Genomic DNA, 24772 nt, shown 5'->3' with positions numbered 1-24772 from the left:
GCGCGCAAACCGTCGCTGAGCGTGGATCAGCGCGCCGAAATCGCAAACTCAGGGTGTGATGACCGTGCGGGACACCGGTTCCGCTGCGGCCTGCCTGGCGTAGATGCCCCGCTGCAGCGCCGACAGCAGCGCGTTGCGAGTTTCCTCGGGATGGATGAGGTCGTCGAATCCGAGGTGGCCGGCCGAGCGGAACGACGCCTCGACCTCTGCCTTGCGAAGCTTGGCCTCGACATCTTCGGCGGCGTGAGACGCGCGACTGAGTGCGGCAGCGCTCATCGCGCCCATCGTGGCGCCGGGGTAGGCAAATGTCGCGCTCTGATTGTCGAACCCCAACAGCGACATCACCATTGACCCGAACCCGTAGGCCTTTCGCAGTGTCACATGCAGTTTGAGCGTTGTCGCGGCGGTCTGCGCGGCGAACATCCTTGCACCACTGCGTAACACCCCGCTCTTCTCGGACCGGCTGCCGGGCAGCATTCCGGGATTGTCGGCGAGGAACACGATCGGCAGGTGGAACGAGTCGGCAACGGTGATGAAATGTGCTGCCTTGTCGGCGGCGTCGGCGTCGATCGAACCGGCAATCACCTGCGGCTGGTTGGCTACCACCGCGACGGGATGGCCGCCGAGATGGGCGAGCGCGCAGATGATCGCGGGCCCGAACTTCGGTTGCACCTCGAACCAGCCCCGCGCGTCGAATACCACGTCGAGCACCGCGCGCATGTCGTAGACCCGGCGGTTGCCCCGCGGGACGATGTCGAGCAGTTCGGGGGTCGAACGTGGTTCGGCGGCTTCGTCTTCGGGCAGCGACGGTGGATACGACCACGCGCTGGGCGGGAAGTACGACAGGTACCGGCGGATGTCGTCGAGCACCGCCTCGTCGTCCTCGGCCAGGTTGTGGATCACTCCACTGGCCAGCGCCACACTCGGGCCGCCCAGCTCTTCCTTCGAAATGTCCTCGCCCGTTGACTCTTTGACCACTGGCGGCCCGGCGGTGAAGATGGCGCCCTGCCTGCTCATGATCGTGAAGTCGCAGACCGGTGCCACCAGCGCGCCGTGGCCAGCCGAAGGGCCGAGCAGTCCGCCGATCATCGGTACCTTGCCGGAACACTGTGCCTGCGCCAGCAGGTCGGTCGGGGTGCGGCCGTAATGCTCACCGCTAGGCCGGAACCCCGCACCCTCGAGCAGCATCACGAGCGGGATCCGGTCGCGCAGCGCGAGTTCGGCGAGCCGGTAGCGTTTGGCGTTGCCGCCGGGACCGATGCTGCCCGCCAGGGTGGTGAAGTCCTCCGCGCCGACCATCACCGGCGAGCCGTTGATCAGCCCGGAGCCGGCAACGATCCCGTCGGCTGCGATGTCCCCGCCGACGAGCGTGCCGAACTCACGGAACGAACCCTTGTCGAGAAGATGCTCGAGACGGGCGCGGGCGTCGAGCTTGCCCTTGCCGTGGTGCTTGTCGAGGCGTTCCGGGCCGCCCATCGCGTGGGCGTGTCGACGTCGGCGGGACAGCTCGTCGAGCGTGTCCGTCCAGTCTTCGGACTTGGTCATGCCGCAGCTCCTGTCGTCAGAAGGCGATCGTCGCACCGGTATGTTCACGTTGACCATACTGAATTGCTTACTGTAGCGTCTGCGAGTATGGGTAGCGACGGCGGCCTGAAGGTCGACGCGGCCGTGGCCAGCGGGCTCACCAACGTCGCACAGGCAGCGACCAAGCTCGAGCGGCGAGGCTACGACTGCTGCTGGACCGCCGAGATCAATCACGACCCGTTCCTGCCTTTGGTGCTGGCCGCGGAGCACACCACTCGCATCGAATTGGGCACCAGCATCGCCGTGGCGTTCGCCCGCAACCCGATGACGATTGCCAATGTCGGGTGGGATCTACAGGAGTATTCGGGCGGCCGATTCATTCTTGGCCTTGGCTCGCAGGTGCAGGCCCACATCGAGAAGCGGTTCAGCATGCCGTGGAGTCAGCCCGTTGGGCGGATGCGTGAGTTCGTGATGGCGTTGCATGAGATCTGGTCGTGTTGGCGCGAGGGCACAAAGCTGCGCTTCGAGGGCGATTTCTACACCCACAAACTGATGACGCCGATGTTCACCCCCGAGCCGCAACCGCACTCCTCTCCTAAGGTGTTCGTCGCCGCGGTCGGCGAGGCGATGACGGAGATGTGCGGCGAGGTCGCCGACGGCCTGCTTGCTCACGCGTTCACCACCAAGCGGTATTTCGAAGAGGTGACCACCCCGGCGTTGCTGCGGGGCATGCAGCGGTCTGGCCGCCAGCGCAAGGACTTTCAGCTGTCGGCCCCGATCTTTGTGGTGACGGGGGAGACCGACGACGAGTTGGCGGCGGCCGGCGTCGGCACCCGCAAGCAGATCGCCTTCTACGGCTCCACCCCGGCGTACCGAAAGGTGCTCGAGTTACACGGCTGGGGCGATCTGCACTCCGAACTGCACCGGCTGAGCCTGCAGGGCGAGTGGGACACCATGGGCACGCTGATCGACGACGAGATCCTCGAGGCGTTCGCGGTCGTCGCCCCCATCGACACGGTGGCCAGCAAGATTCGCGACCGCTGCGCCGGAGTGATTGATCGTGTGCTGGTCGGTTTCCCGTCCTCGGTTGGCGAGGACACCGTCATCGCCGTGCTGGAGGAGTTGCGCGGCCAACCCGTGAGGAGTCGCCCGTGACCGCGCCGACGATGGATGAGGCCGCCAAGGTTTTCGTTGATCCGTTGGCATACACCGACGAGGCCAAACTCCATGCGGCACTGACCCATTTGCGGACCCGTAACCCGGTGGCGTGGGTGGACATGCCCAACTACAAGCCGTTCTGGGCCATCACCAAGCACGCCGACATCATGGCGATCGAACGAAACAACACACTGTTCACCAACTCCCCGCGACCGGTGCTGATGACGGCCGAGGCCGACGAACAACAGGCGGCGATCGGAATCAGCACGCTGATTCACATGGATGACCCGCAGCACCGTGTGGTTCGGGCCATCGGCGGCGACTGGTTCCGCCCGAAAGCCATGCGGGCGTTGAAGGTTCGTGTCGACGAACTCGCAAGGCGTTTCGTCGACAACATGATGGAGTCGGGCAACGAGTGCGACTTCGTCCAAGAGGTAGCGGTGAACTATCCGCTCTACGTGATCATGTCGCTGCTTGGCTTGCCCGAATCCGACTTTCCGCGCCTGCTCAAGTACACCCAGGAGTTATTCGGAAACGACGACGCCGAATTGCAGCGCGGTGCCTCCAAAGAGGAGCAGATGACCGCGCTGCTCGACATGTTCGGCTACTTCACCGCACTGACCGCCTCGCGCCGGGCCGACCCGACGGAGGATCTGGCGTCGGCCATCGCAAACGCAAAGATCGACGGCGAACCCCTTTCGGATATCGATACGGTGTCGTACTACGTCATCATCGCCACCGCGGGACATGACACCACCAGCGCCGTGATCTCCGGCGGCCTGCAGGCCTTGATCGAGCACCCCGATCAGCTTGCTCGCCTTCGCGATAACCCGACGCTGATGCCGCTCGCCACCGAGGAGATGATTCGGTGGGTAACTCCCGTCAAGGAGTTCATGCGCACGACCCGCGAGGACACCACCGTACGCGGTGTGCCGATCAAGGCCGGCGAATCCGTACTGCTGTCGTACGCATCGTCAAATCGGGACGAGGAAGTATTCGACGACCCGTTCCGGTTCGACGTGGGCCGTGACCCGAACCGGCACAACGCGTTCGGCTACGGCGTGCACTTCTGTCTGGGAGCCGCGCTGGCCCGCATGGAGGTCAACAGCTTCTTCTCCGAACTGGTCCCTCGACTGAAGTCGATCGAGTTGACGGGCGATCCAAGCCACATCGCCACGATCTTCGTGGGCGGCCTCAAGCACCTGCCGATCCGTTACTCGCTCACGTGAATTAGACGGCCGCCCCGAAGATTTCGAGGCGGCCGTCGTCAGATCAGACCGGGAGCGGAATCCAGATCCCGAAGAACCAAAAGCCCCATTGGTTGTAGCCCGGATCCCAGATCGGCTGCTCCTGGAAGCCCCAGTAGTTGATCGGCGGTGGCGGCGGCCCCCACGGATCCGGCAGCGGACCGTCCCATGCAGGCGGCGGCGGCGCGCCCCAGCCCCATGGCGGCAGATCGCCACCCCATGGCGCACCGTGGAATCGGCCGCGCCAGTCGTTGTCGCCGGGATTCCACGGTGGTCGCCAATCGTGGTTGTCGGGCGTGTGGAAGTCGGGGCCGCCTGGGTTGTGGAAGTCGCCAGGCGGGGGACCACCCGGACCGCCGCGGTCGTGGAAGTCGCCAGGCGGGGGACCACCCGGACCGCGGAAGTCACCCGGTGGCGGGCCATCGGGGCCGCGCTGCTCGGGCGGCGGGCCACCCGGTCCTCGTTGCGCCGGCGGCCCGCCCGGACCACCCGGGCCACACTGCACCCCGGGCGCCGGGTTGCACTGAGGCGGTGCGGCGCTGGCAACGCCTGACCCGAGACTGAATCCTGTCATGCCAAGAGCGCAGCTGATCGCCGCTCCGGCGACCACTTGTTTGAGCTTCATAACCTGGCCTTTCGCGCGTCGGTCGACGCCCCAACCCAAAGGCGAGGTTAGGTAGGCACCCTAAGAGCCAGCTATGCGGTCAGTAGCAATCTGCTGGGCGGCAACTCAGCCCGGAGCGTTGCTCCTGTCCAGCTGCGCCTGCAACGTGTTGGCGCCGAGGCTCGAATCCTTCTTGCCATGCGACCGCGACTGGATGGAGACATCGTGGCCCTCGGCGGCCTTGCGCAGCGCGCCGATGGTGGCCTGCTCACGGCTGATGTGTGTGAACGGGTCCCAGTGATACCAGCGCATCGCGTTTTCGAAGGTCATTTTGTTGACCTCGTCGTCGGGCACATTGTTCTTCTCGAGCACCTCGTGCAGTTGCTCGGGGGCGCCGGGCCACATGCTGTCGCTGTGTGGGTAGTCGGCTTCCCAGCAGATGTTGTCGATGCCGATGTCGTTACGCAGTGCCACCCCAACATGATCGGAGATGAAGCAGGTCAGGAAGTGCTCACGGAACACCTCTGACGGTTTCTTGCCTTTGAAGTCCTGACCGGTCCAGGTCGAGTGCATCTCATAGGTGCGGTCGGCCCGCTCGAGGAAGTAGGGAATCCAGCCGGTCCCGCCCTCGGAAAGGGCGATCTTGAGATCCGGATATTTCTTGATTGGCTTGGACCACAACAGATCCGCCGCGGCTTGCACGATGTTCATCGGTTGCAGCGTGATCATCACGTCCATCGGGGCATCCGGCGCGGTGATCGCGAGTTTCCCGGAGGAGCCGATGTGCACGTTCATCACGGTGTCGGTGTCGACAAGCGCTTCCCACAGCGGCGTCCAGTAGTCGTCGTGGAAGCTGGGATAGCCCATGGCGGCGGGGTTTTCGGTGAAGGTCAGCGCATGCACGCCGCGCTCGGCGTTGCGGCGCACCTCTTTGGCGCAGGCCTCGGCGTCCCAGATCACGGGCAGGCACATCGGGATGAAACGTGCCGGGTAGGCGGCGCACCATTCCTCGACGTGCCAGTCGTTGTATGCCTGCAACAACGCCAGCGAGAATTCCGGGTCCTCGGTGACGAACAGGCGGCCGGCGAATCCTGGGAACGAGGGGAAGCAGATGGAGCCGAGGATGCCGCCTGCGTTCATGTCCTTGATGCGCTCATCGACGTCGTAACAGCCGGGTCGGATCTCATCGAGGCCCGTTGGCTCCAGTCCGTACTCCTCCTTCGGTCGGCCCGCGACCGCATTGAGCGCCACATTCGGGATCACCACGTCGCGGAACTGCCAGGTGTCAGACCCGTCCGGGTTGTGCACCAGTCGGGGCGCCTCATCCAAGTACTTCTTTGACAGGTGATTGCGGAACATGTCGGGCGGTTCGACGATGTGGTCGTCGACGCTGACAAGGATCATGTCGTCTTTGTTCATGCCCGGTCCCTCCAGAAGATGCGCTTACCGTATGGGCAACAGTTTAGCTGTGAGTTGGTCCTGGGTACCAACGTACGGCGTCAGGTCCGATGGCGCGCCGGGATTGCGCGTGCAGGAATGCCGTTTCGGCACCTTGCGTCAGCAGCACCGCGGATTGGGATTGCTCTCCGTCGTGTCATGGCGCATGCGCCAGTACTCGCGTTCCGAGATGACAGCCTCACCCGGGTGGATGCGGCGGCGATGTTCGACGTAGCGGCGATAGTGGTTATCGCCCATCAATGAACCCCAGTACCAACCGATCTGGTGGACGATTTTGGCAGCGCGTCCCATTGCTTTTGCACCTCCCGTTCCGTCTTTGTCGGGATGAGCCCCGATGGCGCGAAGATGCGCGACGGCACCGGTTCGTCCTCGGCCAGCGGTCGGCCCGAGCCTCGAATCGACTTGAGTACGACCATTGTTCCGGCGATGAACACGATGACGACAAGCGACGCGAAGATGATCGACAATGTCCCCTGAATGAACGTGTTGCGCACGATCTTGTCGACGTCAGCGGGGGACTTGGCGGTCAGACACAGCTTTCCGGCCTGTTGTGCCGCCTGGCAGATGCTGTGTTGCTTCCAGTAGCCGACCTTCGGATCGGCGGAGAAGATCTTCTGCCACGACGCGGTGAGGGTGACGATGAGATCCCAGAACAGCGGAAGTGCCGGTATCCAAGCCCATTTCACCAGGCCCCGTTTGACCACAACGACCGTGACGACCGTGAGCGCTATCGCGGCAAGGAGTTGATTGGCGATGCCGAACAAGGGGAACAGCGTGTTGATGCCACCGAGCGGATCGGTGACACCCATCAGCAGGATGCTGCCCCACGCGGCGACGACTATCACGCTGCAGATCCACGCGCCGACGCGCCAGCTCGGATTCTGCAGCCTCTTCATCGGGCCACCGAGATTGCCGAGTCCGTCGGAGAGCATGAACCGGGCGACGCGCGTGCCTGCGTCGACGGTGGTGAGGATGAACAGTGCCTCGAACATGATCGCGAAGTGGTACCAGAACGCCTTGAGGCCCGTGCCTCCGAAGACCTGGTGCAGCACTTCGGACATGCCGAACGCCAACGTCGGCGCGCCGCCCGTGCGCGACACGATCGACTTCTCACCGACACCCTGTGCGGCGTCCGTGATCTCCCCAGCGGTGATCGAGGCGCCGGACAGCCCTAGTTTGTTGACGTAGTCCGCGGCCGTCTGCGCGGTAGTGCCGGTCTGGCCCGCGGGCGCGTTCATCACGAAGTACAGGTGCTGGTTGATGATGGCCGCGGTGATCAGCGCCATGATGGCGACGAACGACTCGGTGAGCATGCCGCCGTAGCCGATCAGGCGCATCTGGCTTTCTTTTTCGAGCAGTTTGGGTGTGGTGCCCGACGAGATCAGCGCGTGGAATCCCGACAGCGCGCCGCACGCAATCGTGATGAACAGGAACGGGAACAGGGAACCGGCGAAGACCGGCCCGGTGCCCTTTGTGGCGAACTGCGAGATCGCGGGCGCTTCCATGATGGGGCGGGCCAACAGGATGCCGATCGCCAGTAGCGCGATGGTGCCGACCTTCATGAACGTCGACAGGTAGTCGCGCGGGGCCAGCAACAGCCACACCGGCAGCACGGAGGCCGCGAAGCCGTAGATGATGATGCACCACGACAGCGCCACCTTCGACAGCGTGAACCAGTCTGCGCCCCAAGATGTTTCGGCGACCCATCCGCCGGAGATGACTGCGAGCAGTAGCAGGACGACACCGATCAGCGACACCTCCGACACCCGGCCGGGGCGCAGGAACCGCAGGTAAACACCCATGAAAAGCGCGATCGGAATGGTCATTGCGATGGAGAAGACGCCCCACGGACTCTCGGCGAGCGCGCCGACGACCACCAAGGCCAACACCGCGAGCAGGATCACCATGATGACGAGCACGCCGATGATTGCGGCGGCACCGCCAATGGCTCCGAGTTCGTCACGCGCCATCTGGCCGAGCGAGCGGCCGCGTCGCCTTACTGAAATCGCCAGCACGAGATAGTCCTGCACGCAGCCGGCCACGACTGCGCCGATGATGATCCAGATGGTGCCGGGAAGATAGCCCATCTGCATCGCGAGGACCGGGCCGACAAGTGGACCTGCGCCTGCGATCGCGGCGAAGTGATGGCCGTAGAGCACGCGCCGATCGGTTGGCATGTAGTCGGTCGCGTTTTCGAAAAGCTCAGCCGGAGTGGCGTTGTCGTCGCGCGGACGCACGATCTTCATCTCGATCAGCCGCGCGTAGAACCGGAAGCCGATCACATAGGTGCAGATTGCCGCGATGACGAACCACACCGCGTTGACCGTCTCCCCGCGGAAGAACGCGATCATCGCCCACGCGATCGCGCCGAGCAACGCGATGACGCCGAAAACGATCTTGTGTCTGGTGGTGATCGGGGAGCGGTCGATGATCGCTACCGGCGGCAGGTCCTTATCGGTGCGGATATAGGTGATGTCGCCGTCGGTTTCCTCGACGCGGTCAGATGGTGTGGCAGTGGGTGTGGCCATGGACCGATCCTTCCACCGCGCAAAACAGCGTTGGGGGAAATCTGGGCTTTGGCTGCTTAACCGCTGTGTTTGTACAGGAATCGCAGGAGTTCCGCTGCGAATAGCTCTGGTGCGGTGTGGGTTGCGAAGTGCGATTGACCTTCGAGTACGCAGCGGTCGGCGGCAGGCAGCACGCTCGCGAGCCGTTCCATCGTCGACGGGATGGGCGGCCAGGAGTTCGCACCCTGCATCAGCAGGGTCGGAATGGTGATATCGGCCCAGCGATCGACGTCTGTTTCGTCGCGTGCCATCGCGCGTAGATCACTAAGGCAGCCGGCAGCCTCGGCAACATCGTCGTCCTCGGGCTGCAGCGTCACGAGCAGTTCGGTGGGGACGCGCGCGACCTTCTCGGCGAACAGTCGCGCGGCGGCAGCCAACTCGCCGGAGGCGATCAGTGACTCGTATGACTCGAGCACCGAAAGCAGTGCGGCACCGGACGCAAACAACGGCGGCTCGAATATGGTCAGGCTCCTCACGGCCGAGGCGTTGTTGCGCGCTACGTGAAGGGCGACCGTGCCGCCGTAGGAGGCACCGACGAGGTGGGCATCGCCGCCTGCGGCGTCCACGACCGCAAGCGCGTCGGCCACCTCGTCGGCGAATGTCTTCGCCTGCGCACCTGTTCCGCTGGGTGCATAGCCGCGACGGGCGTAGACCCAGACCTCGAACGCATCGGTGAGAAACGGTGCGACACCATCCCACGAATCCAGCCCGCCGGCCGAACCGTGAATCAGGACGACGGGTATGCCGTGGCCGAAACTTCGCGCAACAAGCGTCGTTTCATCGGCGCTGACGACGTTGGTCATGAACCGCGCTCGTAGAAGGAGCGCACAGTGTCGATCGTGTCGGCCTCAGCTGGACTTTTGTCGTCACGGTAGCGCAGCACGCGCGCGAATCGCAGGGCCATGCCGCCGGGATAGCGCGTCGAGCCCTGCACGCCGTCGAACGCGATCTCTACGACCTGTTCGGGCCGAAGCTTGACCACATAGCCGTCGGTGGGACCGTCGGCCAATTCCATGAAGCGGGTGGTCTGCCACTCCAACATCGCGTCGGTCATGCCCTTGAAAGTCTTGCCCAGCATGACGAATCCGCCCGTTTCCGGGTCGCGTGCTCCGAGGTGGATGTTGGAGAGCTTCCCCGTGCGCCTGCCCGAACCCCACTCGACGCCGAGGACGACGAGATCGAGTGTGTGTACCGGCTTGACCTTCAGCCAGCCCGCCCCGCGTCGGCCGGCCTCGTACGGTGCGGTCAGCGATTTCGCCATCACCCCTTCGTGTCCGGCCTCGAGGGTGATGTCGAGAAACCGCTGGGCGGCATCGGCGTCGGCGGTGATGAGTCTGTCGACGCGATGGGCCTTTGGCACGATCGCGTCCAGCGCATCGACGCGTTCGCTGGCCGGCCGGTCCAGCAGGTCTTCGCCGTCGAGATGCAGCAAGTCGAAGACGAACACCGACAGTGGCTGCGCCTGGCGGGCGGCGGCAATGTCGACTCGGCGTCCGAACCGCGAGGCCGTTTCCTGGAATCGATGCGGGCGTCCGTCGGGTCGCAGCGCGATGGCCTCCGCGTCGGCGATCAGATCGGTGACGGGTAGCGCCAACGTCGCCTCTACCACCTCGGGCAGGCGTTCGGTCACGTCGTCGAGGCTGCGGGTGTAGATCGATACCGCGTCGCCCGCGCGGTGGATCTGCACCCGCGCGCCGTCCAGCTTGGCTTCGAAAACCGCTGTGCCACCGAGACGTTCGAGCGCTTCGCGGACGCCGGTTGCGGTCTGGGCGAGCATGGGACCGACCGGCTGGCCCACCTTGAGGGTGAACTGCTCGAGTGCGGTTTCGTCGCCGGTCAACGCGGCGGCGGCGACGGCGGGCAGGTCGCCGCCCAGCATCGCCGCGCGCCGCACGACGGGCGCGGCGATCTCGGCGGCCTTGGCGACCGCGTCGGCCATCACCCCGACCAGCGCGCCCTGGCGTAACTCGCCGCTGAGCAGCCGTCGCAGGAATGTCTGTTCGGGTTCGGTGGCCGCGGCGAACAGTCCGTTGACGAGCTCGGCGCGCCGCGCCTGCGCGCCCTTTCCCGCGACCTGGCCGATTTCGCTGAACACCGCATCGACCTGCAGCACGGTCAGCGACGGTTCGGCGGCCGGGGGCGGAAGCGAACGCAGCGCGGCCCAGCCGACGCCGATCTGGCGTTGCGGCAGCTCGCCCGACAGCCAGGACACCACGACCGCGATCAGCTTCGCGTCGTCCTGGTCGCCCGCCTGACGCAGCAGGTCGGCGATGCGGGCGATCTTGGCCAGCCGCGCCGAGGTCGCGCCGACCTCGGCCGACGCGGAGGCGACGTCAGTCAGCTGCACCAGCCAAGCCTCGCACGCGCGTCAGACATCTCCGAGGAGTCCGGTGATCACGGCCGCCTCGGCGCGCAGGTCGTCCGCACGTTCGGTGTGCGTTGTCTCGATCGCCGCGGCCGCCGTGATCCGCTCGTCGATCTCGGCGCGCATCAAGTCGCGGATTTCGTCGTCGGACAGTTCCCGGCGCGCCACCTCGGCCGAGCCGAGGCCGATGACGGCGTTGGCGATCGTGCCGCTCGACTGGGCATCCAGCTGCGTGCCCTCCGGCGTTTCGGCGTTGTCGATCGCACTGAGCGCAGAGCGCAGCGCCGCGACGCGGATCGCGTCGCGGTCTTTGCGTGCGGCCATCAGCGCGTCGCGCAGCTTGGTCCGCCAATTCGTTGCGTGCGACATGGCACGCCAAAGTAGCCGCGAGCGTGCATGTTTGCACGTCATTTTCCGGCGTGTCCACGTGCAGACACGCACGCTCGCGGTAGTTATTTCACTGCGAACGAGACCGTGTGCCAGCCGGTGGCGCCGTCGGGGACCGGCGACGCCTCGTCGGCCGTCTGGACCGCGCCGGTGTTGTCGGTCGCGCGCACGGAGATGGTGTGCTCGCCGGGCTGCGTGGCCTGCCAGTTGAAGCTCCACAGCCGCCAGGTGTCGTTGGAGTACGAGGCGCCGAGATCGGCTGGTAGCCAAGGGCCTTGCTTATTTGGGCTGTCGATGCGCACCTCGACGCTGCGCACGCCGCGGTTCTGCGCCCACGCGATGCCACCGAATGTGACCGGCCCCTCGGCCACCTCTTGTCCGCTGCGAGGCACGTCGATTCGCGACTCGGTCTTGATCGGGCCCTTTGCCGACCAGCCGTGCTGCGTCCAGAACGCCTCGGCGCGATCGAATCGGGTCAGCTCCAGGTCGACGACCCACTTGGTGGCCGATACGTAGCCGTACAGCCCGGGGACGACAAGCCGGGCGGGATAGCCGTGCTCGGTGGGCAGCGGCTGGCCGTTCATCCCCACCGCCAGCAATGCGTCCCGCTTGTCGGTCAACGCCTCGACGGGTGTGCCCGCGGTGAACCCGTCGATCGACATCGATAGCACCATGTCGGCGTCGGGATGCACACCCGCGTCGGCCAGCAGGTCGCGCACCCGGTACCCCGTCCACGTCGCGTTCGAAATGAGGTCGCCGCCAACCGGATTCGACACACACGTGAGCGTCACCAATTTCTCGACGACGTCGAACCGGTCCAGGTCTTCGAAGCGGTAGGTGATCTCGCGGTCCACCATGCCGTGGATCTTCAGCTGCCAATCTGCGCGGCTCAGCTGTGGCACACTCAGCGCCGTGTCGATCCGGTAGAAGTCGGCGTTGCTTGTGACAAACGACGGCAGCGCAACACCTTTGGGCTGCACGGCCGGCGGCACCGGCGGCGCTGCGACGTCGACCTTCGGCAGCGCGAACGCATCGCGATCACCAGAGACCGACGACAGCATGCGTGACAACACAACGCCGCCAACGCCCGTCACCGCTCCTGCGCCGAGAAAACCCAGCGTCACCAGCGACAGTCGGCGACCGCGGTCGGGGGCGTCGGAACCCTCTTCCGGCTCCGGCGCGTTGGTGAACCGTCCGGAGGTCAGCAGTCGCAGCACGGCCACCCCGCAGACGGTGCCGATCACCGTTGGCACGATGTCGGCGACCGTCGCCCCCGCCCTGGACAGCACGGCGGCGCAGCCCGCAATCCCGGCGACGACGATTGCGGCACTGCCGACAGGGACGCGGCGCGTCTCCCATCGCGCCGTGACAGCGGCGATCAACGCGATCACGCCGAGCACGACGATCGTCAGGAAAAGCTTGTCGGCGGTGCCGAAGGTCTGGATCGTCCACTCTTTGACCGGACCTGGCGTCAGGTCGATGATCGCCGAGCCGATTGCCGTGCGGGCGTCGGCCTGCGGGCCGAACGCGACGGCAAGCAGCTGCGTGACCCCGAGCGCCACAGCGGCAGCCGCAATGCCCGCCAGCATCCGCGATTCGGCAGCTGGTCTGGCCATAACCAGAACCTACCTGCGCGCCGGATCGCCAGGGCTTACGAAGTTGTGACGGCACCCGAAAGGCTTACCGGATGGACGATGAGATATGTTGCGAAGCGGTCCGACCACAGTCGTGAAAGGGAGCTAGATGGAGATCGAGGGCAAGAAGGCCGTCGTCGTTGGCGGTGCGTCGGGATTCGGCAAAGCGACCGCCGAGTCGCTGGCCAAGCGTGGCGCCAGCGTCGCGGTGCTGGACCGGCCTCAGTCGAAGGGCCAGGAGGTGGCCGACGCCATCGGCGGCACGTTCCACGCCGTGGACGTCACCGACTTCGACGGCACCGAGAAGGTGCTGCAGCAGGCGATCGATGCCCTGGGCGCTCTCCACATCATCGTGACGACGGCCGGCGGCGGCATCGGCGAGCGCACGGTCAAAAAGGACGGGCCGCACAGTCTGGAGTCGTTCCGCAAGACCGTCGATCTCAACCTGATCGCGACCTTCAACATCAGCCGGCTCGCCGGTTGGCAGATGAGCAAGCAGGACCTCGTCGACGACGAGCAGGAGGAGCGCGGCGTCATCATCAACACCGCCTCGATCGCCGCGTTCGAAGGTCAGATCGGTCAGGTCGCCTACACCGCTTCCAAGGCCGCGATCGCAGGCATGTGCCTGACCATGGCGCGCGATCTGGGCAGCCTGGGCATCCGGGCGCTGGCCATCGCGCCGAGCCTGTTCGCGACCGGGCTGACCGAAGGCATCCCCGACGAGTTCGCCAAGGCCCTCACCAAAGACGCAGCGTTCCCGAAGCGACTTGGTAGGCCGGAGGAATACGCCAAGCTCGTGCTGGCGATCGTCGAGAACCCGATGCTCAACGGCCAGTGCCTACGGTTGGACGCCGGCCAGCGCTTCGCCCCGAAGTAGGTCGCCCGACGCTAGGCTGCCACACGTGGCGACCGTTGCCGATCACGTCATCAATGCATTACGGGTCAGCGGCGTTCGCCGCGTCTACGGGCTGCCTGGCGACAGCCTGAACGGATTCACCGACGCGCTACGACGTTCCGGTGAAATCACTTGGGAGCATGTCCGTCACGAGGAGACGGCCGCGTTCGCCGCTGCGGCCGACGCCGCACTGACCGGAGCGCTCGCGGTCTGTGCGGGCAGTTGCGGCCCTGGCAATCTGCACCTGATCAACGGGCTGTTCGATGCGCAGCGCAGTCGCGTTCCGGTGCTCGCCATCGCGGCGCACATTCCGCGTACCGAGATCGGCTCGGACTATTTCCAGGAGACGCACCCGCAGGAGTTGTTCCGCGAGTGCAGCGTTTACCGCGAACTGGTCAGCACACCTGAGATGGCCCCGCGCATTCTCGAGATGGCCATGCGCGCAGCAGTCGAAGAACGCGGGGTAGCGGTCGTCGTCATCCCCGGCGAGATCTTTCTTCAGCGTGCCGAGGAATCGGGATACCTGACCCGTCCGGTCACGCCGACCCGGTCGGTGGTGCGACCCGACGACGAATCGCTGCGTGCGGCCGCCGACATCCTCAACGGTGCGCAGGCCGTCACGATTCTCGGCGGCGCAGGCACCGAGGGCGCGCATGACGAATTGATCCAGGCAGCAACGACATTGGGCGCGCCGATCGTGCATGCGTTGCGCGGCAAGGAATTCATCGAATACGACAACCCGTTCGACGTCGGCATGACCGGACTGCTCGGGTTCGCCTCGGGATACAAGGCGATCAAGGAAGCCGACGCGCTGCTGATGCTGGGCACCGACTTCCCGTATCAGCAGTTCTATCCCGACAACGCCAAAGTCGTGCAGGTCGACATCCGCGGCCGCCACCTCGGCCGTCGCACCCCGATCGACCTCGGCCTGGTCGGCACGGTGAAGGACACGCTGGCCGCTCTGCAGCCGTTGCTGACTCAGAAGGGGGACCGCGGCCACCTCGACCGCTCGCTTCGGCACTACGGCAAGACCCGCAAGACGCTCGACGAGCTGGCGGTCAATGATCGCGACCGTACCCCGATTCGACCGGAATACGTTGCGGGACTTGCCAATCAGTTGGCTTCTGACGACGCGGTCTTCACCGTCGACGTCGGATCGCCGGTGGTGTGGGCGGCACGGTATGTGAAGATGAACGGCCGCAGGCGACTCGTCGGCTCGTTCAACCACGGCACCATGGCCTGCGCGCTGCCGCACGCGATCGGTGCGCAGACGGCGTACCGCGACCGTCAAGTGGTCGCGTTGGCGGGCGACGGCGGCCTGACGATGATGTTCGGTGAACTCGTCACGCTGATCCAGAATCGGTTGCCCGTCAAGGTGATTGTGTTCAACAACTCGTCGCTGAATTTCGTCGAACTGGAGATGAAGGCGGCCGGCATCGTCAACTTCGGCACCGACCTGATCAATCCGAACTTCGCCGACGTCGCACAGGCGATGGGAATTTTCGGCAGGCGCGTCGAGCAGCCGTCGGATCTGCAGCAGGCACTCGCCGATGCCTTCGCCTACGACGGACCCGCGGTCGTCGACGTGGTGACCGCCCGGCAGGAGCTGTCGATACCGCCGGCGATCACCGTCGAACAGGCCAAGGGCTTCTCCCTCTACGCAATCCGGACCATCCTGGCGGGCCGCGGTGACGAGTTGCTCGACCTGATCACCACCAACGTCGCGCGCCGCATCCTGGACTGATCTTGGTTTTGGGGCTTTCCAAGCCAATTCCAAGCATCACCGCTACTGTTTGCCCATGCAAATGAGGGTGTGGTCAGTGGCTGCTGTCGTTTTGCTCTTGGCGGCCTGTGGTGGCCCCAAGCCGCAGGTCTCCGGGATGGCGCAAAAGACCGGGTCGCCTCCCGACACCAGCAACATCCAGATCAACGGCGACGCCTCGGCAGCTGTGAACAAGCTGGCGATCGAGGCGATCGCCGATCTGCAGGACTACTGGGGTAAGGAATTCCCGCAGCTCTACGGCAAGGACTACGAACCGGTCAAGGGCGGCTTCTACGCGGTCATCCCGTCCTCGGGCGATTTCCCGCCGTGCGCGCAGGACGCCAGCGAGATCTCGGGCAACGCGTTCTACTGCGCGACCAAGGACGTCGTGGCATGGGACGCGGAGGGCCTGCTGCCCGAGTTGAAGGAGAAGTACGGCGATTTCGTCATCCCGGTGGTGCTGGCCCACGAGTGGGGGCACGCCATCCAGGGCCGGTCGAACTTCACCGCCCGAACGGTGACCAAGGAATTGCAGGCCGACTGCTTCGCGGGGGCGTGGTCCAAACACGCCAAGGACGACGGCGTGTTCAAGGTGACCGCGGCCGATATGGACACCGCGCTGGCCGGCATCCTCGACCTGCGTGACACGCCGGGCACGTCCAACATCGACCCGAACGCGCACGGCAGCGGCTTCGACCGGGTCAGCGCCTATCAGGACGGTTTCGACAACGGGCCCGAGAAGTGCAAGGGCTACCGCGACGACGAGCCGATGGTGCTCGAACTTCCTTTCAACGACGAGCAGGATGCGGCGCAGGGGGGCGATGCGCCGTACGACTCGATCATCAACGGCGTGCCCTACGACCTCGAGGACTACTACACGCACCTGTATCCCGAACTGACCGACGGAAAGCAGTGGCCGCCGGTGAAGGGCCTGGAGCCCTTCGACCCCAACCATCCGCCGGCGTGCGGCGGGCAGTCCGCTGAAGGGTTCGCGTTGTTCTATTGCGTGCCAGACGATTACGTCGGCTGGGACAACGTCGATGCGATGCCCGAGGTGTACAAGCAGGGCGGCGACTATGCCGTCGCGACGCTGCTCGCCACCCAGTACGGACTGGCCGCGCTGACCCGGCTTGGCGACCAATCCGATGAGAAGACGTCGACGCTGCGCGCCGACTGTATGGCGGGCGGCTACACGGCCAGCGTCATCCTGCACAACCGCGCCGATACCAGCACCTGGTCCGTCTCGCCCGGTGACCTGGACGAAGGCATCAAGGCGCTGCTGGTCTTCCGCGGCGAGGGCGACGTCGAGCGCCAGGGCGCGGGTTGGTCACGGATCAAGGCGTTCCGCTCGGGCGTCATCGACGGCGCGGAGTCTTGCCTGAACTACGAGGACAAGTAGGTCAGGCGGGCGAGATCAGAGTTGTGACACGCTAAACCGCCGGTTTACGTACCGGAACCTTGTTTCGGGGCAGTTGCGGCGAAGTATTTCAGGCGGGCCGCGGCACTGACGAGAGGGCCGACTGTCCGATCCACCCGGGGATGGCGCGGCGCACATCGGCCGGGCCGGACACCTTGACGGTGCCGTCGAGCAGCGCATGCTGCCAACTGACGTCACCGCGCCAGATGTGGGTGAGCGTGCGCAGGCTCGTTTCGACGGTGGCGCTCACCTCGTAACCGGGGTCGAAATCGCACACGTCGGCTTCTCCGTCGGCCACCACCAGCCACCACCGCGACGCCTTCGCCGCCACGCCGTCGAGACGGAAAGCGAGTGTGGTGCGGGTGCGCGGCCACGCGTCGATCGGGATGGTGCGGCGCATGTCCCACATCAACAGGTGCGGATCGAGGTCCTGCTCGCCGAGTTCGCCGATCCAGCGCACCCCCCATGCGCCGAGCGCGTCGACGACGTCGGCGAGCTCTTTGCCACACTCGGTCAGCGAATACGTTGTGCGCCCGTCGATTTCGTTGCGCTCGACGACGCCTGCGCGGGTCAGCGTTTTCAACCGCTTCGACAGCAGAGCAGGCGACATCTTCGGCACGCCGCGGCGCAGGTCGTTGAAGTGCCTGCTGCCCAACAGCAGTTCCCGCACGACGAGCATCGTCCAGCGCTCGTCGAGCAACTCCATCGCCTTGGCCACCGGACAGAACTGGCCGTATCCGGACATCGCGGTGCCTCCCCGGTTGGCAACATCCCAGTACAGATATAGAACCAGGCGTAGTACAGATCTGTTACTGGTTTGGTCTCCGCGATCAGGCGACGATGTCAGCCATGAGCAACCCAACCGCGGCCGTCGGCGACAGTCAGATTGCGGCCAAACACCGAGCCATCTGGGCATCGGGCGACTACCCGAAGCTCGCCGCCGAACTCGTCGCACCTCTTGGCCCCGTGCTGGTGCAAGCCACCGGCATCGGCCCTGGCGACCGCGTCCTCGACGTCGCGTCCGGCACCGGAAACGCGGCGATTCCCGCTGCGCGGACAGGGGCCCGCGTGGTCGCCAGCGACCTGGTTCCAGAGTTGTTGGAGAGCGGTCGCGCAGACGCGGCCGAACAGGGTGTCGAACTCGAGTGGCGCGAGGCCAACGCTCACGCATTGCCGTTCGGCGACAACGAGTTCGACGTCGTGATGTCGTGCATCGGCGTGATGTTCGCGCCGTTTCATCAGCAGGCCGCAGGCGAGCTGGTCCGGGTGGCCAAACCCGGCGGCAGGATCGGCCTGATCAGCTGGACGCCAGAGGGTCACATCGGTCAGTTGTGGGCCACGATGAAGCCGTACGCACCGCCCCCGCCGCCTGGCGCGCAGCCCCCGCCGTTGTGGGGGCAGGAGGACCACGTCCGGCAGCTGTTGGGCGACCGCGTCACCGACCTTGTTACCGAGCGTCGCACGCTGCCGGTCCACCATTTCCCGGACGGCGCCGCCTTCCGTGACTACTTCAAGGCCGTATACGGGCCGACGATCGCGGTGTACCGCAACATCGAGGGCGACCCCGACCGGGTGGCTGAGCTCGATGACGCGATCGCACGGGTCGGTGACGACGTTTTGAAGGGCGGGAACGCCATGGAATGGGAGTACCTGCTCGTGACGGCGCGCAAGGCCTGACACGATGTCGGCATGGCCGACGACGCCCAGCAGCTGCCGACCCTGACCGCCGAGGACCAGGCTGCGGTGCAGCGCTGGGTCCAAAAGCAAGGCCTCGGGTCGGAGGTCACTGACGTCGAGCCCTTGACCGGGGGAACCCAGAACATCGTGGTACGGCTGCACATCGACGGCAGGCCGGTCGTATTGCGACGGCCGCCGCTTCACCCGCGGCCGACGAGCAACAAGACCATGCTGCGGGAGATGGCGGCGCTGCAGACGCTGGCGGGCACGCAGGTGCCGCATCCAGGTTTCATCGCGGGCACCGACGACCTCGACGTGCTCGGCGTGGTGTTCTACCTGATGGAAGAGGTCGACGGCTTCAACCCCGGCGACACCATGGACGAGGCGTATGTCCGCAACGCCGGCTGGCGGCATCAGGTCGGCCTGTCGTACGCAGCCAGCCTCGCGCAGCTGGGCAACGTCGATTGGGAGGGCAGCCCGCTCGCGGAACTCAAGAGGCCCGGTTCGTTTCTCGAACGGCAGGTGCCGCAGTTTCTCGGGTTGCTGGAAAGCTATCGACACGAACGCTATTCGCCCGAGTCGCTGGCGGTGACGGAGTTGGCGGATTGGCTGGAGGCGAATCGTCCTGCCGATTCGAAGCCGGGAATCATGCACGGCGACCCGCATCTGAGCAACGTGCTGCTGCGCCGCGACAAACCGGAGTTGGCCGCATTCGTCGACTGGGAGATGTGCACTGTCGGTGACCCGCTGTTGGACTTGGGCTGGATGCTGATCTGCTGGCCGCTGGAGACAAACACGATCACCGCGGGCGGTCAGCTCGCGGCGCTGGGTGGGCTGGCCAGCAGGCGTGAGCTGCTCGACGCGTATCTGGCTGCCGGCGGTCGCGAAACGTCAAGCCTGGATTGGTATGTCGCGATGGCGTGCTTCAAGCTGGGCATCGTCATCGAGGGCACCTGGTCGCGGTATCTGGTGGGGCAGGCGAGCCGGGAGGCAGGCGAGCGACTGCATTCCAACGCGCAGAACCTGATCGATATCGGCACTCGGGTTGCCAAGGGCGACAGCCCATTTCAGTGAATCACCCGTAGGCGTCGATACCCAGTTTGACTGCGAGTGCCAGACCCGCGGCGCCGATCACCACGCGCAGCGGCCCCGTCGGGGCATGCCGAACGACCACGGGGCCGAGCCGCGACCCGATCAGGCAGCCGATGCCGACGGCGATGACCGCAGGCCAGTGGACAGGTGCGAAGACGGTAAAGATCAGTGCTGCAACCCCGTTCGCGACGCCCAGGATCACGTTCTTGCCCGCATTGGCGTGCGCAAGCGTCGCGCCTCCTGCGCGCAAAAGCATCGCCAGCAGCAGCACTCCTGCCGCTGCGCCGAAGTAGCCGCCGTAGATGCAGATCACGAAGATGGCCGTGGATTCGAGCAGCACCCGCAGGGTATGGCGTTGGTGATGCGCGACTCTGGCTTCCTGACGGGACGACGTCGGCAGCAGGATCGCGACGGAGGCGAACCCGAGTAGGAGCGGGACAATCCTCTCGAAACCCTCTGCGGGCGTGGTCAGCAGCAGAGCCGCACCGATGGCGCCGCCTGCCGCCGCGGCGGGCAGGATTCGCTTGATCCACGCGCCCTGCCCCGCCAGTTCCGGTCGCGACCCCGCAATGGACCCAATGCCGTTGAACACCAGCGCAACAGTGTTGGTGACGTTGGCGGTAACCGGCGGCAGGCCGAACACGAGCAGGGCGGGATACGTGGCCACGGACGCCAGGCCCGCGATGCTGCCGGTGAGACCGCCGAGCACGCCGGCAGCTGCGAGGAAGGCCCAGTCCATGGGCCGCCCACGTTACTTCTTGCCGCGAACCAGCGCGTCGACGGGCTCCGGTGCGCCCTCGCGGTCCTTGACGACTCGGTAGGCGAAGAACCCCGCGATCAGCGTGATCACCACGAAGATCGCGGCGAAATACTGCAGCACCAGCGAGGAGCCGTCCGGGTCGTACACCTCCTGGCGGGGCCACGCGATGTTGATGCACAGCGCCGCGCCCATGACGACCGCGGTCAGGTTCACCGGGATGCCCCACTTGCCGAGGTCCATGATCGGAGGGCCGTAGCTCAGGCTGGTGCCGCGCAACCGGTGCAGCAGAGCGGGCACCGTAACCATCAGATACGCCAGGTACACGATCACCACCGACACGCTGGTGATGGCCGCGAAAACCCCGGCCTGACCGAGGTTGACCAGCAGCACCAGGATCGCCAGCACACTGACCGTCGTTCCGGTGATGAGTGGAGTTCCGGTGCGCTTGTTCACCTTTGACAAGAACTTGCCGAGCGGCAGCCGGTTGTCGCGCGCCATCGAGAACATCACCCGCGACGCCGACGCCTGGATCGCCAGCGTCGCCGAGAAGATCGCGACAGCGACGGTGATCAGCAGAGCCTTGCCAAGCCCGGTGTTGAGCTGGCTGGTGATCACCCATGCGATGCCTTCGGTGGACAGCATCGGATCATCCAGCGACGGCGCCGCCATCAGCGCGGCGAGGATCATCAGTCCGCCACCGACGAACGACACCAACAGCGCGTTGACGATCGCCTTCGGGGCGGTCTTGCGCGGATCGCGCGTCTCTTCGGAAAGCTCTGCGGCGCTGTCGAATCCGTACATCACGTAGGCCGCCATCAGCATCGAGGCGAGAAACGCGGGCGCATATCCAAGGCCGGAGCCGTGCCCGCCGGTGGACAGCACGGCCTGCGCCGGATTGCGTTCGGCGGTGAGGAACATCGCCACGACGATCAGCACAACACCGATGATCTCGATGGTCACGCCCGTGACCGTGATCTTGCCCATGAAGGACACGCTGACGCTGCTGATGACCGTGCACAACACGATGGTGACGGTGCCGAGAATGATGCCGTTGGTGGCGCCGCTGACCGAGGTGAGCGAGGGGTCGTCGCCGACGAGTTGGAAGCCGCTCCAGATCGAGGGCAGCACGCTCTGCATGGCGATGGCCAAGGCCGAGACGCTGACGATGTAGCCGATGAGCATGAACCACCCGGCGAACCAGCCGACGGCGTTACCGGCCAGCCGTCGCGACCACTGATAGATGGCGCCCGCGACGGGGAACTTTCCCGACAATTCGGCGAACACCAGGCACACGCAGAACTGGCAGACGAACACGATCGGCCAGGTGAAGAAGAACGCGGGGCCGCCGAGCCCGAAGCCGAGTGCGAACAGCGCGAACACCGTCGTCAGGATCGATACAAACGAGAATCCGGACGCGAAGGCGGCGTATGCGCCGATGCCGCGGTGCAGTTCCTGGGTGTAGCCGAGTTCGGCCAGCGAGTCGGCGTCCTCCGCCGACGAGATCGCGGGGTCCACCGGGTCAGCGGTCGCAGTCACGGGCGGTCTCCTGACGTCCAATACCTGTCATGCGATAGAAATTAGCGGTGGTTTTTGTTTCGCAGGTTTCCTGGTTGTCACAACTGTGTGACCAAGCCGCTGATCGGTGAGAATCGATGCCGTGTCCAGCAAGTTGGGGATCGCCGCGACGATCGGCGACATCGATGCCGCCGTCGATGAACCCGCGCTGCGCGCCGGCGTGCTGGGCGCCCGAGAGGCGGTGGCAGCCGAATTGGCTGCCCACACGCCAACGCTGACCTTGGCGGCGGCCTGGTCGGAGGTGCTGCGGCGGTCGGTCGCTGCCGCCGCGCGGCTGATCGCCGAGGGCAGACCGCTGGGATGGACGTGGTTCGTCTCGGGCAGCGTGGCGCGCGGCGAAGCGATACCGGGGTCAGACGTCGAGACGTTGATCGCGCTCGACGATGGGCTCGGCGATGAGGACAAGGCCGAGGCGCTGGCGCTGGCCGCGGACGTGCACGCGCTGCTCGAGCGATGCGACGTGGCGCCGGACGCCAACGGAGTGCTGGCCAGTCGCGGCCGGTTCTGCCGCAGGCGCGCCAACTGGGACGAGTCGATCGACCGGTGGTGCGCCGAGCCCGCTGAGGATCGTGGCGTGGTGATGACCGGGCTGCTGGCCGACACCGCCGCGGTGGCCGACCTCGGCGACGAGCTTCGGTCACGCACGGTCGAGGCCGCCAAGCGACACCCGCAGGCGCGGCACGCCATGTTGCAGGACGCGACCGCGGTGCGGGCCACCATCCCGTCGCGACTGCGGGTGTTCGCGACTCAAGACGACACGGTCGATCTGAAGCTGGCTGCGGTCGACCCGATCGTGAAGATCGCGCGGTGGGGCGCGCTGTCGGCGGGTTCCTCGGAGATCTCGACGCTGCAGCGGCTGACCGATGCGGCCACGGGGCGCCTGCTCGACACCGACGATGCATCAATACTGCGCGAGTGCTACGTGTCGCTGTCGCGGATCCGCTGGCGGGTGCGCGCCGGCGCCTGGATGAAAGGCGAACCCGTTACCGAGCGAGTGTCGTTGTCCGCGTTGGCGCCTGCCGACCGTGCGACCGTACGTACGGTGGCGCGTGAAGTGAGTGGCATCCGGCGCAAGCTGACGTACCTCGCCTCGACGTCGACGTTTCGCTGACAGGCCGTGTCCGCCCGTGACGGGCTGCCCGATTCTCTCCGGCACGCCATCGACCAGACGATCGCGGCAGAACGCCTCGAGGGCTGGCGACCGACCGACGACCACGTCGACGCGCTGGTGCGGTTGCTCTGCGACGAGGTGTCCTTCGGCGAGTACTTGGCGTCCTATCGGGCCGACAACCCGACGACACCCCCGCAACAACCGCGCGAGCACCGGAGGATCTTCCGTCGCAACAGGCCCTACCTGATACCGGGAACGACTGTGCTGCGCAACAACTTCGGCGTCGACAACCAGGCGGTGCTTTCCGACCTCGAGTTCGTCGCGACGGCCGGCCGGATGGTGATATGGCATCGGATGCTGGCCGAGGGCGCCATCGCCGCGAGCGATGTCGACATCCGCGCGATCCACCTGCATCTGTTCGCCGACGTGTACTCGTGGGCGGGCAACTACCGGATCACCGAATTGCGGCGCGGCGACTCGCTTTTCGCGTGGCAATCGACACTGGGCCGGCTGACGGCACTGCTCGAGGAAACCGCGCGGGCCCTTGCGATCAACGGCGCCGGACTCGATCGGCCGGGGCTGGCGTATCGGCTGGCCCGGCTCTACGCCGACTACAACCTCATCCACCCATTCCGCGAGGGCAACGGTCGGGCGGGTGCGTTGTTGTTACACACCATCGCCACGCTGTGCGGTCGTCGTCTCGACCTGTCGGCGGTCTCTCGCGAGGAGTGGTACGCCGCGTCGCGCGACAGCATGCCGTTTCGTCGCGAGGGCGCACCCAACCACCGGCCGTTCCTGCCGCTGTTCGCCGATGCACTTCACTAGTTCGCCGCGACGGGTTTGTTTCTGGCTGGACTGAGCCAAAAAGGTTTGCATGCCGCGGGGTGGGGCGCCTAACATCGCCAACGTGCCGAGGCGACTCGTAGTAGCAACCCGCAGCGGGGTCTGATCCAGACCGACCCCTCGCTGTGGGTCGTTGCTACCTCGTCGGTCATTTCCACCTGAGTGAGAAGACCGGCACATGACAAGCTCTATTGCAACCCAATCCGCTACCAGCGCAGCGCCGCCGACGCCGATGTCCTTCGCGGCCCGCATCACCGGCCCGATGCCCCGCGGTCTGCGCCAGGAGGCCGACGCGATGACTTTCGAAGCGTTTCACGACCGATATACGTCCAGCTCGGGGCCGCTGCGGCTCGGTAATTGGCAGTGCACCGACGCCGAATGTCCGTCGACCCGGCTGGGCCCGCAGGCCCGCCACTACCAAGCCACGTTGGCCGTCGGCGATCGCATCACCACGTCGTCTGCTGCCGCGTGCGGACCTGTCGCGGCGCTCACCGAGATGCTGTATGACCGCGGCATTGCGGTCGAGATGACGGCGTTTCATCAGGTTCCGGCCGGCGAGCACACCGCGACATTCGTCCGCGGCTCCGACGGTGCCCGATCGCTTTGGGCGATGGGTTGGTCCGACGACCCGACGCAGTCCGCTCTGCGCGCGGTGATCGCCTGCGCCAACCGGCTGCTGACCGAGGCCTGATTTCC

General features: G+C 65.8%; 22 protein-coding genes. 10 read left to right on the top strand and 12 right to left on the bottom strand.

The features are described 5' to 3' along the window. Positions 1–48 precede the first annotated feature (48 nt). A complete protein-coding gene (locus GGC64_RS05280; RefSeq protein ID WP_192721372.1) occupies positions 49–1545 on the bottom strand; it encodes an acyl-CoA carboxylase subunit beta in 1497 nt (498 codons plus the stop codon). An 87-nt stretch (positions 1546–1632) separates the two neighbouring features. Between GGC64_RS05280 and GGC64_RS05275 the strand changes: the two genes are divergently transcribed. Next, positions 1633–2679 carry an LLM class F420-dependent oxidoreductase gene (locus tag GGC64_RS05275; RefSeq protein ID WP_192721371.1) on the top strand — a complete coding sequence of 349 codons (1047 nt, stop codon included), beginning with the start codon at positions 1633–1635 and terminating at the stop codon, positions 2677–2679. Positions 2680–2690: 11 nt separating this feature from the next. Next, complete coding sequence (locus GGC64_RS05270) at positions 2691–3911, top strand: cytochrome P450 (protein ID WP_192722407.1); 1221 nt, start codon at positions 2691–2693, stop codon at positions 3909–3911. Between the two features lie 43 nt (positions 3912–3954). Here the strand turns inward: GGC64_RS05270 and GGC64_RS05265 are convergent, their stop codons facing one another. The 8 genes from GGC64_RS05265 to GGC64_RS05230 all read right to left on the bottom strand — a co-directional run bounded on the left by GGC64_RS05265 (position 3955) and on the right by GGC64_RS05230 (position 12926). Then, positions 3955–4503, bottom strand: a complete 549-nt coding sequence (locus tag GGC64_RS05265; RefSeq protein ID WP_370581985.1) for a chitin-binding protein — start codon at positions 4501–4503, stop codon at positions 3955–3957. A gap of 156 nt (positions 4504–4659) precedes the next feature. Next, positions 4660–5952 carry an amidohydrolase family protein gene (locus tag GGC64_RS05260; RefSeq protein ID WP_192721369.1) on the bottom strand — a complete coding sequence of 431 codons (1293 nt, stop codon included), beginning with the start codon at positions 5950–5952 and terminating at the stop codon, positions 4660–4662. Between the two features lie 138 nt (positions 5953–6090). Continuing rightward, positions 6091–6228: a CstA-like transporter-associated (seleno)protein gene (locus GGC64_RS05255; protein WP_370581983.1), complete on the bottom strand. Its 138-nt coding sequence runs from the start codon at positions 6226–6228 to the stop codon at positions 6091–6093. Continuing rightward, on the bottom strand, positions 6228–8519 hold the full coding sequence (locus GGC64_RS05250) for a carbon starvation CstA family protein (RefSeq protein WP_192721367.1): 2292 nt from the start codon (positions 8517–8519) through the stop codon (positions 6228–6230). The genes GGC64_RS05255 and GGC64_RS05250 overlap by 1 nt, the downstream gene beginning before the upstream one ends. 56 nt (positions 8520–8575) lie before the next feature. Then, complete coding sequence (locus tag GGC64_RS05245) at positions 8576–9361, bottom strand: alpha/beta fold hydrolase (protein ID WP_192721366.1); 786 nt, start codon at positions 9359–9361, stop codon at positions 8576–8578. Further along, on the bottom strand, positions 9358–10905 hold the full coding sequence (locus GGC64_RS05240) for an ATP-dependent DNA ligase (RefSeq protein ID WP_192721365.1): 1548 nt from the start codon (positions 10903–10905) through the stop codon (positions 9358–9360). Before GGC64_RS05240 ends, GGC64_RS05245 begins: the two co-directional genes overlap by 4 nt. A 21-nt stretch (positions 10906–10926) precedes the next feature. After that, the gene (locus GGC64_RS05235; RefSeq protein ID WP_192721364.1) at positions 10927–11292 is read right to left on the bottom strand and encodes a glutamyl-tRNA amidotransferase; all 366 of its coding nucleotides are present in this window, start codon (positions 11290–11292) and stop codon (positions 10927–10929) included. 83 nt (positions 11293–11375) lie between these two features. Next, positions 11376–12926 (bottom strand): molybdopterin-dependent oxidoreductase, encoded by a 1551-nt coding sequence (locus GGC64_RS05230; protein WP_192721363.1) that lies wholly within the window; start codon positions 12924–12926, stop codon positions 11376–11378. Positions 12927–13053: 127 nt separating this feature from the next. On the opposite strand from GGC64_RS05230, the gene GGC64_RS05225 reads away from it, so the two are divergent. The 3 genes from GGC64_RS05225 (at position 13054) to GGC64_RS05215 (ending at position 17000) form a co-directional block, all read left to right on the top strand. Continuing rightward, positions 13054–13821 (top strand): SDR family NAD(P)-dependent oxidoreductase, encoded by a 768-nt coding sequence (locus tag GGC64_RS05225; protein WP_192721362.1) that lies wholly within the window; start codon positions 13054–13056, stop codon positions 13819–13821. A 25-nt stretch (positions 13822–13846) separates the two neighbouring features. Further along, positions 13847–15583, top strand: a complete 1737-nt coding sequence (gene poxB, locus GGC64_RS05220; RefSeq protein WP_192721361.1) for a ubiquinone-dependent pyruvate dehydrogenase — start codon at positions 13847–13849, stop codon at positions 15581–15583. Positions 15584–15659: 76 nt separating this feature from the next. Further along, positions 15660–17000: a neutral zinc metallopeptidase gene (locus tag GGC64_RS05215; RefSeq protein ID WP_370581981.1), complete on the top strand. Its 1341-nt coding sequence runs from the start codon at positions 15660–15662 to the stop codon at positions 16998–17000. 88 nt (positions 17001–17088) lie between these two features. Here GGC64_RS05215 and GGC64_RS05210 read toward each other — a convergent pair whose 3' ends face one another. Then, positions 17089–17763 (bottom strand): helix-turn-helix domain-containing protein, encoded by a 675-nt coding sequence (locus GGC64_RS05210; protein WP_192721359.1) that lies wholly within the window; start codon positions 17761–17763, stop codon positions 17089–17091. A gap of 104 nt (positions 17764–17867) precedes the next feature. Here GGC64_RS05210 and GGC64_RS05205 point away from each other — a divergent pair, with 104 nt between their 5' ends. Together GGC64_RS05205 and GGC64_RS05200 are read left to right on the top strand one after the other, a co-directional pair. Further along, entirely contained in the window at positions 17868–18695 is an 828-nt protein-coding gene (locus GGC64_RS05205; RefSeq protein ID WP_192721358.1) for a class I SAM-dependent methyltransferase, read from the top strand. Between the two features lie 12 nt (positions 18696–18707). Continuing rightward, positions 18708–19769, top strand: a complete 1062-nt coding sequence (locus GGC64_RS05200; RefSeq protein WP_192721357.1) for a phosphotransferase family protein — start codon at positions 18708–18710, stop codon at positions 19767–19769. Position 19770: 1 nt separating this feature from the next. Here the strand turns inward: GGC64_RS05200 and GGC64_RS05195 are convergent, their stop codons facing one another. After that, entirely contained in the window at positions 19771–20526 is a 756-nt protein-coding gene (locus GGC64_RS05195) for a sulfite exporter TauE/SafE family protein (RefSeq protein ID WP_192721356.1), read from the bottom strand. A 12-nt stretch (positions 20527–20538) separates the two neighbouring features. After that, positions 20539–22083: an amino acid permease gene (locus GGC64_RS05190; protein ID WP_192721355.1), complete on the bottom strand. Its 1545-nt coding sequence runs from the start codon at positions 22081–22083 to the stop codon at positions 20539–20541. A gap of 121 nt (positions 22084–22204) precedes the next feature. Between GGC64_RS05190 and GGC64_RS05185 the strand changes: the two genes are divergently transcribed. From GGC64_RS05185 to GGC64_RS05175, 3 genes are all read left to right on the top strand, one after another. Then, positions 22205–23233 (top strand): putative nucleotidyltransferase substrate binding domain-containing protein, encoded by a 1029-nt coding sequence (locus GGC64_RS05185; protein ID WP_370581980.1) that lies wholly within the window; start codon positions 22205–22207, stop codon positions 23231–23233. 6 nt (positions 23234–23239) lie between these two features. Then, on the top strand, positions 23240–24058 hold the full coding sequence (locus GGC64_RS05180) for a Fic family protein (RefSeq protein ID WP_192721354.1): 819 nt from the start codon (positions 23240–23242) through the stop codon (positions 24056–24058). Positions 24059–24254: 196 nt separating this feature from the next. After that, the gene (locus GGC64_RS05175; RefSeq protein WP_192721353.1) at positions 24255–24767 is read left to right on the top strand and encodes a homocitrate synthase; all 513 of its coding nucleotides are present in this window, start codon (positions 24255–24257) and stop codon (positions 24765–24767) included. Positions 24768–24772 lie beyond the last annotated feature (5 nt).

It is taken from the genome of Mycobacterium sp. OAS707 (assembly GCF_014873705.1).
Lineage (GTDB): Bacteria > Actinomycetota > Actinomycetes > Mycobacteriales > Mycobacteriaceae > Mycobacterium.
Note: the sequence above shows the minus strand (reverse complement) of the source record. Positions and strands in the feature narration are given on the sequence as shown.